Here is an 8,463-nt window from a genome sequence, read left to right as displayed (position 1 = left end):
GCCACCGCCTCAACAAAGGCGGCGAACGCCAAGCCAACCGCGTCCTGCACATCGTCGCCGTCGTCCGCCTGCGCTACTGCCCACGCACCCAGGCCTACCTGCAACGACGCACCGAACAAGGCCTCACCAAACGCGACATCATCCGCTGCCTCAAGCGCTATATCCTCCGCGAAGCCCACACAGCGATCATGAAAGACCTCGCACTCACTGCTTGACATCTATAGGAGCGTCAGGCGTGCCATCTACCTACGTGCGGCGCTACCCCCTGATCAGATTGCCGGGGGTCTGGGGGCAGCGCCCCCAGGGGAAGCACGCAAGGCGACCACGCCGCCCGCACCCCAACCCAAGCACCTACCGCGACGGATCCAGCACCAACTTCCCAGCAGTCCGACGAGCCCGCAGGTCCTCGTGCGCCTGCCGAACCTCCCCAAGCCCATACTCCCCACCGGGAACAGCCCTCAACCGACCATCCACAACAAGCTGGAACAACTCAGCCATAGCCCGGTGAGCCAAAGTCCCATGCGCCGCATCCCGAACCTTCAGAGCGTGGGGCAACCACATACCCGCAACGGCCGTGGAGTGCACCAACAACGCCCCGAGGTCGACCGGCTTAGGCCTCTCCCGCGAGGCCATGCCATAAAACGCAAGCCGCCCAAACGGAGCCAGCGCAACCAACGACTGGTCAGTAACAACCCCTCCGGTCATGTCCAGCACAACATCAACCCGCCGCCCGCCATTGGCTTCCTTCAACGCGGCAGTCATGTCAGCTGCACGAGAATCGATCGCGACATCGGCGCCAAGATCAAGCGCCAGCTTCCGCTTGTCCTCGGAAGAGGCAGTGGCGATGACCCGCCCAGCCCCCCACAACTTGGCCAGCTGAACGGCGATCGTCCCCACCCCACCAGCGGCAGCGTGGACGACAACCGACTCACCGGCCTCCATGTGAGTCGACTTCCGCAGCAACAACCAGGCGGTAGCGCCCTGAACGATCAACGACAACGCGGTCAGATCGTCAACACCGTCAGGAACATCAAAGGTGGTCAGAGCAGGCGCCACAGCCTTCTCCGCATACCCACCGGAATTCTTCGTCAGCGCGACAACCCGACGCCCGTCCGCGGTGGTCCCGACGACCTCACCGCCCGGCACCAGCGGCAACTCCATCTGCGCCAGGTAGGAGTTCTCCGCCTGATGCGTGTCGGCGTAGTTCAGGCCGGCACGCGAGACGTTGATCAGCACCTCGCCCTCACCCGCGACAGGGTCGGGCAGCTCGACCTGCTGGAGCACCTCGGGCCCGCCGAACTCGGTGATCTGAATGGCACGCACGGTCAGTTCTCCTCAAGCGCGATGGAAACGGGGTCCTTGCGAGCGGCCTCGATGCGCGAGCCGTCGGCGGCGCGGGGGCCGGGCGGGTTGCGGAACCCGAACGGCTCCGACGAACGACCTGCCTGCACGAACCAGGCCTCGCCGGTCCCCGAACCCTCCACAATGGACATGAAGGTGTCCACGACGGCCGACACGGGCAGGATCGGCATGCCGATCTCCTCCAGCGTCGAGCGCAGCGGGACGATGATGTTGGTGTCGGCGAACGCCGGGCACAGCGCGTTCACGCGCACGTCGGGATAGGCGCCACCGAGCGAGCGCACGAGACCGACGACGGCGGCCTTGTTGGCGCCGTAGACGGGGTCGCCCGGCATCGGCATGAGGCCGGCCATCGAGGCCGTGGCGATGATCTGGCCGCCGCGCTTGCGCACCTCGGGCAACGCGTGGTGCGCGCCGTAGACGACGCCGTCGAGGTTGATGGCCATGGCGCGCCGGTACACGTCGACGTCGAAGTCGTCGCCCAGCGAGCAGCCGGTGCCGATGCCGGCGTTCAGGAACGCGATGTCGAGCCCGCCGAACTCGCGCACGGCGAGGGCAACGGCGTCGGCGGAGTCCGAAGGCACCGTCACATCGCAGCGCACGAACACGCCGCCGATCTCATCGGCGACGGCTTTGCCCTGGTCGGCGTCCACATCAGCCACGACGACGCGCACGCCGTGCGATGCCAGCCGCCGGGCGGACGCGGCGCCGATGCCGTTGGATCCGCCGGTGACGAGCGCGACCTTGCCGGTGAAGTCCACGGGCATCTGCCTCCTCGAATTGCCACATTCCGACCAGTCGGTATGGTCGTCCGCACAGGCCTGGACGTCAAGCGGACTGATAGGTACGTTACTAAGCGGTTGCTTAGCTCACCATCCCCTCACCGAAGGAGGACCCGTGGCCGACAGGGTTGCGATCGTCACCGGCGCGGCTCGTGGCATCGGCGCCGCGGTCGCGCAGCGCCTCGCCGCGGACGGCCTGGCCGTCGCGTTGCTCGACCTCGACGAGCAGGGCGTGCTCGACGGCGCCGACAAGATCGTCGCGAGCGGTGGGCGCGCCGTCGGCCTCAAGGTCGACGTGGCGGACGAGGAGCAGGTCAACGCCGCGGTGGCGAAGGTCGCCGAGGCCCTCGGCGCCCCGACCGTGCTGATCAACAACGCCGGCGTGCTGCGCGACAACCTGCTGTTCAAGATGACCGCGAGCGACTGGGACACGGTCATGAACGTGCACCTGCGCGGAGCGTTCCTGATGAGCAAGGCCGTGCAGGCGTTCCAGACGAAAGAAGGCTTCGGCCGCATCGTCAACCTCAGCTCCACCTCCGCCCTCGGCAACCGCGGCCAGGCCAACTACTCCGCCGCCAAGGCCGGTCTGCAGGGTTTCACCAAGACCCTCGCGATCGAGCTCGGCAAGTTCGGCGTCACGGTCAACGCGATCGCGCCCGGTTTCATCGCGACCGAGATGACCAAGGCGACCGCCGAGCGCATGAAGATCCCGTTCGAGGACTTCCTCACCGGTGCGGCGCAGACGATCCCGGTCGCGCGCGTCGGCCAGCCGGAGGACATCGCGCACACCGCGTCGTTCCTCGTCAGCGAGGGTGCCGGGTTCGTGTCCGGCCAGGTCATCTACGTCGCCGGCGGACCGAAGGACTGAGGATCATGCGCGCTTTCGAGAGCATCGACGAGCTGGTCGCCGCCAAGGGCGAGCACCTCGGGTTCGGCGAGTGGCACGAGGTCACGCAGGAGCAGGTCAACCTGTTCGCCGACGCGACGCTGGACCACCAGTGGATCCACATCGACGTCGAGAAGGCAGCCAAAGGCCCCTTCGGCGGTCCTGTGGCGCACGGCTACCTGACGTTGTCACTGGTGCCGTACCTGGTGCGGGACGTCTACACCGTCAAGAACATCAAGATGGGCGTGAACTACGGCAGCAACAAGGTCCGCTTCCCGCAGCCGGTGCTGGTCGGCGCCAGGGTGCGCGGCGGGGTCGAACTGCTGGACGTCACGGACATCGCGCTGGGCAAGCAGCTCGTGACCAAGGTCGTCATCGAGATCGAGGGCAGCGACAAGCCCGCGTGCGTCGCCGAGATCGTCAGCGTGATCGTGCCGTGAGACTGTGGATCAGCAGGTCCGCGTAGTGCTCCGCCAGCCGCCCGGCCGGGATGTCCCCGTCCGGGCGGTACCACGTGCCGAGCTGGTGCAACGACCCGAAGAAGTAGTACGTGGCGACGTCGGCGGGCACGTCGTCGCGGAACGCCCCGCTGCGCTGCCCCTCCTCGATCAGGCCGCGGAACTTCTCGTGGTAGCGCCGCCGCTCCGCCCGGACCTCCCGCTGCTTCTCCTCCGAGAGGTGGTTCATCGAGCGGAAGAACACCTTGGCGGCGTCGAAGTCGTCGACGCTCGTGACGATCACGTCGATCGCGGCCTCGCGCAGCCGCTCGGCGACCGGGCCGGTGCTCGACGCGATCTTCTCCAGGTGTTCGGTCTGCAAGCGCAGCAACCGCCCGTAGATCTCGTGCAGCAGGTCGTCCTTCGACCCGAAGTAGTGGTACATCGCGCCTTTGGTGACACCGGCGTGCTCCACGATCTCCTGCACGGCGACGCGCTCGTACCCCTTGTCCGCGAACAGGCGGGTGGCGGCGTCGATCAGTCTTTCAGGCACGGTCACGACCGGAGCGTACCTCCCGACCAAGGAGAACCGAGGCAATGATCAGTCGCTGGACCATTGTCGTCGACCGCGACGACCTCACCAAAACCGAAGTGCTGCACGACGAACTCCCCGCCCTGGCCGCCGGCGAGGTGTTGCTGCGCGTCAGCCGGGCCGGCCTCACCGCCAACAACGTCACCTACGGCGTGATCGGCGACCTCATCGGCTACTGGAACTTCTTCCCGGCCGGCGGCCCCGGCCAGGGCGTGATCCCGCTGTGGGGCCTCGCCGACGTCGTCGAATCCACAGTGGACGCTCTGCCCGCCGGCACCCGCGTCTACGGCTACCTGCCGATGGCCAGCCACCTCGTCGTGCGCCCCAGGCTGACCTCGGCCGGCTTCGTCGACGCGAGCGAGCACCGCGCCGAGCTGCCGGCCGTCTACAACAGCTACCTCGTCACCACCCAGGACCCCGCCTACGACGAGCGGCTGGAAGACCTCCAGGTGCTGTACCGGCCGCTGTTCCTCACGTCGTTCCTGCTGGCCGACCGGCTGGTGGACAACGACTTCCACGGCGCCCGCACCGTCGTGGTCTCCTCGGCGTCAAGCAAGACCGCGTTCGGCACCGCCCAGTGCCTTCGCGGCGCCGGTGTGCGGGTCGTGGGCCTGACTTCGCCGCGCAACGTGGAGTTCACCAAGGGCCTGGGCCTCTACGACACCGTGCTCCCCTACGACGCTTCGGTGGACGTCGAACCTTCGGTGTACCTGGACTTCAGCGGCTCGGCGGACCTGCGCTCGACACTGCACGACCGGCTCGGCGCAGAGCTGGTGAAGGACATCTCGATCGGCCTCACGCACGGGGCCACCACGCCGGACCCCCGCACCGAGTTCTTCTTCGCGCCGGACCAGCTGCGCAAGCGCACCGCCGACTGGGGCTCCGAAGGCCTGGCTCAGCGCTTCGGCGAGGCCTGGCGGGGGTTCACCGCCCAGGCCGGTGACTGGGTCGCCGTGGTCCAGCACAGCGGGCCGGAGGAGTTGATCGACGTCTGGCAGGCCGTGCTGGCGGGCAAGGCGAACCCGAACACGGCCGACGTGATCAGCTTCTGAACGGCTCCTCGCCCTTCACCATCGCGAGGAACGCACCCCAGGCGGGCGCCGCGACAGTGGCGTCCGCCCGGCTCTTGGAGTCACGGATGCGGGCGGCGGAGCCGTCCAGCGCGATCTCCACACAGTTGCCGTTCCCACCGCCGTTGCTGCGGCTGCTCTTGCGCCACACAGCAGACACGTCGATCCCTACCTCTCGGCGGCCAGCCTCCCGATCCACTCGGCGGACTCGTCCGGGGTCAGCGCCAGCTTCGAGAGGTGCTTGAAGACCAGTTTAGCGGCCTTCACGCGCTCGACATCCTCGACGTGCGTCGAGCCTGCGGGGTGTTCGACGTAGAGCACGGACATCTCACCGGGGTAGGCGAAGTCCAGCACGGTGAACGGCCCGTTCTGCCCGTCGTGCAGGCCTGCGGCATCCGGCAGGACCTGCACGGTCACATTGGGCAGTAATCCCCTGTCGCTGACGTGCAGCAACTGCTCGCGATCCGCTTGTCTGAGGGCTGCTTCAGCGATGACCCCGCGATATTGCAGCGGGCTGCTGTCGTCCAGCCGCTGTTGCCTCCTCGTCCGGATGGCGATCTGATTCTCGATCCACTTCCGCGAATGCTGGATCTGCCATCCCAGGAACACTGCGCGCATGTAGCTCTCGACCTGCAGCAAGCCCGGAATGTAGCCGAGGCTGAACTCGCACACCTTGATCGCGTCGTGCTCCAGGCTGAGGTAGCCCTGATCTTCTACGCCGTAGGGATGCCACCAGCCCTTCTCGCTGGCGCGTTCCCACATGTCGATGAACGGCGCCTCTTCGGTGACGAGCACGCCGTACAGGTCGAGCATCGCCCGCAGGCCGGGGAACTCCGGCAACTGGCCGTTCTCGATGCGGCTCAGCTTCTGGTAGTTGTACCGAAGCCGGAACGCCGCCTCACGCTGACTCAGCCCAGCTCGTTCACGCAGCCTCTTCAGGGCATCACCGAGGCGCACCTGCCGGAACGTGGGGTCGGACATGCCCCAAACGTTACGGACGAGATCTGACATTCGTGAATCACGGTGGCGGGGTCTGATGAGGACCGTCCACTGCATGGAGTACGTCCACAGCATCCAGTACCACCGACGCAGCCAGAACGGCCGTCTCACCCTGGCCTACGTCGAGTCCGTGCAGGATCATGGTTGGTACATAAAGAAAGAAGCCGACTGGAAGTCCCGTTACACGGTCGCCTGCGCGACCGAATACCTCACGCGAGTGTCCGCGGAGGCGGGCACCTTCGCCATCACGGTGTGGAGGGACGCCATCCGGGTCTGCACGGTAGGGATCGACTGGAATCCTCCGAACAGGTGATCTCAGCGCCGGATCAGCCCGGCCAGCAGGCCCGCGATGTTGTGGGCGTCGTCGTGGCCGCGGTGGTGCGTGCCGTCGAGCCTTTGCCCGGCGAGCCGCACCGCCTCGGCCATCCCGACCTCGCGCGGCAGGGCGTGCACCAGCGCGAACAACGTCTTCACGTTGAGGTGCCGCGGCCCGAACGGGTACCGGACCCCGAAGTCGGCGCACTGCCGTTCGAACATCTTCCGGTCGTAGTCACCGTACGAAGCCCACACCCGGCGGCCCGACCGGAACTCCTTGCGCAGCACCGCACACGCCTCGGCGAACGAGACCCCGCCGGCGACCTGGTCGGCGGTCAGCGTCGTCAGTTCGGTGCAGAAAGGGCTGACTGACGACCGCGACGGCGCTACCAGCAGCGACCGTCGCTCGCCCCGGATCCCGGACGCCACCGCGAGCGGGCAGATCCCGATCTCGATGATCTCCGAGACCTCGCCGGGAGGCGGCGTGCCCTCCCAGCAGGTCGACTCCACGTCGACCACCAGCACCTCGTCCAACGCGATCACGTGGACCACGATCTCACCGGTCGCGGCGTTCCACGAGTCGCACTCCACCCGCACCGCGCTCTATCGACAGCCACGGATCTCGCGCACCGCCTCCAGCAACGACTTCGCGCCGGCCTCGACCAGACGGCCCCCGCTCGCCTGCGCGACTCGGTCCAGGTCCGCCGTCGAGGCCTCGCCGAACCGGATCGGGAACACCGGCACCTCTCCCCTGCCGACCCGCAGGAACTCGTCCACCGACGGGCCCGCGTTGTTCTCACCGTCCGTCATCAGCACCACCGCCGTCTCGCCGCGGGCCAGTTGCAACGCGCGGTCCAGCGCGGCCCAGATCGCGGTGTTGTCCCGCAGGTCGCCGGACGCGACGACGGCCAGTAACGCATCGAAGTCCTCCCGGCCGCGCACGGTGATCGAACGCTCCTCCAGCACGGTGCCCGCGAACCGGACGATCGTCACGGTCTCGCCGACGTAGAAGCGGTCGAACCCGTTGAGCGACGCGAACGCCTCCCGCAGCCCAGCGAGGCGAGCACCGGCCATCGACGTCGAGTAGTCCAGGACGAAGACCACCTGCCGGCCTTCCCCCGAGCGGTCGTGGAAGAGCAGCAGCCGGTCGATCACCTCGGAACTGTCCGGGAAGGAGAGCGCGGTACCGAGGTCGGCTCGCAGTTTCTCGTCGCGCGTCACGGAGGGTTCGACGGGACGGCGCCAGGTGCGGTCGGCGATCATCTGCTGCGCGGCCGGCGACCTCAGCCACTCCACGACGCGGTCGTACGCGGCCCGGTGCGCGGGGTCGACGAGCATCAGCGGGTAGTCCGACAGCACGATGCCGTCGCGCGGGTAGACGATCTCCAGCGGTTCGGCCAAGCGCCCGGAAGCGTTCAGGGACAACAACTCCGACTCGTGCGCGACCAGTCCGTCCACATCGGACCGGCGGACGAACTCGCCGACAGGGTCGGGCACGTCGAAGGCCCGTCCCGCGAGGAACCCCTGCAGGCGGTCGCAACTCACGTCCTCGGTCCGTAGCGGCGCGCCCGCGGCCGCCGTCGCGACGCCGATCAACGCGGCCATGCCACTGCCGGACACGCGTGGATCGGCCATGCCGTACCGGAACCGGCCCAGCGCGGCGCGGTCCGCGACGTCCGCCCACGTCGGCCGCTCGCCCAGCACGGACCGGCTGCCGCGCTTCACGCCGAGCACCACCGGGGACGTCATGATGCTCGACGCCAGTTCCGGCTCGGCACCTCGCAGGAACCTGGCGGTGGACAACCACGCCAGGTCGAACCCGGCGAGCGACCTGCCGGCCTCGACCGTACCGCGGTGCTCGACCGCCAGCTCGACCCCGGTGGCCTTCCGCAGCTCCGCCAGCACAGGTCCGAGGTCGGCCAGTTCCGTGCTCGCCAGCATCTTCAACCGGACCGGCGGCGGCGTGCTCGACGTGCACGCGGTGACCAGCAGCAGCAGCAGAACTGCTGCCAGCACCTTCATT

12 protein-coding genes are annotated in these 8,463 nt (G+C 67.9%); 5 read left to right on the top strand and 7 right to left on the bottom strand.

Annotated features, from left to right (window positions below; genetic code table 11):
• Nucleotides 1–215 (top strand): IS110 family transposase (locus tag BLR21_RS35980; RefSeq protein ID WP_143028026.1); only part of this gene is annotated, 215 nt, incomplete at its 5' end.
• A 136-nt stretch (nucleotides 216–351) separates the two neighbouring features.
• Here the strand turns inward: BLR21_RS35980 and BLR21_RS35975 are convergent.
• Nucleotides 352–1,323 carry a quinone oxidoreductase family protein gene (locus tag BLR21_RS35975; RefSeq protein WP_090013590.1) on the bottom strand — a complete coding sequence of 324 codons (972 nt, stop codon included), beginning with the start codon at nucleotides 1,321–1,323 and terminating at the stop codon, nucleotides 352–354.
• 2 nt (nucleotides 1,324–1,325) lie between these two features.
• Nucleotides 1,326–2,126 (bottom strand): SDR family NAD(P)-dependent oxidoreductase, encoded by an 801-nt coding sequence (locus tag BLR21_RS35970; RefSeq protein ID WP_090013587.1) that lies wholly within the window; start codon nucleotides 2,124–2,126, stop codon nucleotides 1,326–1,328.
• Between the two features lie 130 nt (nucleotides 2,127–2,256).
• On the opposite strand from BLR21_RS35970, the gene BLR21_RS35965 reads away from it, so the two are divergent.
• On the top strand, nucleotides 2,257–3,009 hold the full coding sequence (locus BLR21_RS35965; protein WP_256335156.1) for an SDR family oxidoreductase: 753 nt from the start codon (nucleotides 2,257–2,259) through the stop codon (nucleotides 3,007–3,009).
• Nucleotides 3,010–3,014: 5 nt separating this feature from the next.
• Nucleotides 3,015–3,467 (top strand): MaoC family dehydratase, encoded by a 453-nt coding sequence (locus BLR21_RS35960; protein WP_090013583.1) that lies wholly within the window; start codon nucleotides 3,015–3,017, stop codon nucleotides 3,465–3,467.
• Here the strand turns inward: BLR21_RS35960 and BLR21_RS35955 are convergent.
• Nucleotides 3,448–4,023, bottom strand: a complete 576-nt coding sequence (locus BLR21_RS35955; protein ID WP_256335155.1) for a TetR/AcrR family transcriptional regulator — start codon at nucleotides 4,021–4,023, stop codon at nucleotides 3,448–3,450. The two genes, BLR21_RS35960 and BLR21_RS35955, sit on opposite strands and share 20 nt — an antisense overlap.
• A gap of 38 nt (nucleotides 4,024–4,061) precedes the next feature.
• Between BLR21_RS35955 and BLR21_RS35950 the strand changes: the two genes are divergently transcribed.
• Entirely contained in the window at nucleotides 4,062–5,108 is a 1,047-nt protein-coding gene (locus tag BLR21_RS35950; RefSeq protein ID WP_090013581.1) for a DUF2855 family protein, read from the top strand.
• Here the strand turns inward: BLR21_RS35950 and BLR21_RS35945 are convergent.
• Both BLR21_RS35945 and BLR21_RS35940 read right to left on the bottom strand, forming a co-directional pair.
• Nucleotides 5,098–5,286: a DUF397 domain-containing protein gene (locus BLR21_RS35945; RefSeq protein ID WP_256335154.1), complete on the bottom strand. Its 189-nt coding sequence runs from the start codon at nucleotides 5,284–5,286 to the stop codon at nucleotides 5,098–5,100. The two genes, BLR21_RS35950 and BLR21_RS35945, sit on opposite strands and share 11 nt — an antisense overlap.
• An 8-nt stretch (nucleotides 5,287–5,294) precedes the next feature.
• Nucleotides 5,295–6,107, bottom strand: coding sequence for a helix-turn-helix domain-containing protein (locus tag BLR21_RS35940; RefSeq protein ID WP_176929941.1), 813 nt, complete (start codon nucleotides 6,105–6,107; stop codon nucleotides 5,295–5,297).
• A 73-nt stretch (nucleotides 6,108–6,180) separates the two neighbouring features.
• On the opposite strand from BLR21_RS35940, the gene BLR21_RS41995 reads away from it, so the two are divergent.
• A complete protein-coding gene (locus tag BLR21_RS41995; protein ID WP_143028024.1) occupies nucleotides 6,181–6,438 on the top strand; it encodes a hypothetical protein in 258 nt (85 codons plus the stop codon).
• 2 nt (nucleotides 6,439–6,440) lie between these two features.
• Here the strand turns inward: BLR21_RS41995 and BLR21_RS35935 are convergent, their stop codons facing one another.
• Both BLR21_RS35935 and BLR21_RS35930 read right to left on the bottom strand, forming a co-directional pair.
• Nucleotides 6,441–7,037, bottom strand: a complete 597-nt coding sequence (locus tag BLR21_RS35935) for a 3'-5' exonuclease (protein ID WP_256335153.1) — start codon at nucleotides 7,035–7,037, stop codon at nucleotides 6,441–6,443.
• A 6-nt stretch (nucleotides 7,038–7,043) separates the two neighbouring features.
• Complete coding sequence (locus BLR21_RS35930; RefSeq protein ID WP_090013577.1) at nucleotides 7,044–8,462, bottom strand: substrate-binding and vWA domain-containing protein; 1,419 nt, start codon at nucleotides 8,460–8,462, stop codon at nucleotides 7,044–7,046.
• Nucleotide 8,463: the final 1 nt, after the last annotated feature.

Source organism: Lentzea albidocapillata subsp. violacea (assembly GCF_900100275.1).
Taxonomy (GTDB): Bacteria; Actinomycetota; Actinomycetes; order Mycobacteriales; family Pseudonocardiaceae; genus Lentzea; species Lentzea violacea.
The sequence above is the reverse complement of the archived record's forward strand: the minus strand, read 5'-3'. Positions and strand labels throughout refer to the sequence as shown.

What these genes read in the sequence shown, in the direction of transcription:
- BLR21_RS35970 (WP_090013587.1), bottom strand. Translation starts at nt 2,126, where the DNA reads ATGCCCGTGGACTTCACCGGCAAGGTCGCGCTCGTCACCGGCGGATCC.
- BLR21_RS35960 (WP_090013583.1), top strand. Translation starts at nt 3,015, where the DNA reads ATGCGCGCTTTCGAGAGCATCGACGAGCTGGTCGCCGCCAAGGGCGAG.
- BLR21_RS35950 (WP_090013581.1), top strand. Translation starts at nt 4,062, where the DNA reads ATGATCAGTCGCTGGACCATTGTCGTCGACCGCGACGACCTCACCAAA.
- BLR21_RS35940 (WP_176929941.1), bottom strand. Translation starts at nt 6,107, where the DNA reads ATGTCCGACCCCACGTTCCGGCAGGTGCGCCTCGGTGATGCCCTGAAG.
- BLR21_RS41995 (WP_143028024.1), top strand. Translation starts at nt 6,181, where the DNA reads ATGGAGTACGTCCACAGCATCCAGTACCACCGACGCAGCCAGAACGGC.
- BLR21_RS35930 (WP_090013577.1), bottom strand. Translation starts at nt 8,462, where the DNA reads ATGAAGGTGCTGGCAGCAGTTCTGCTGCTGCTGCTGGTCACCGCGTGC.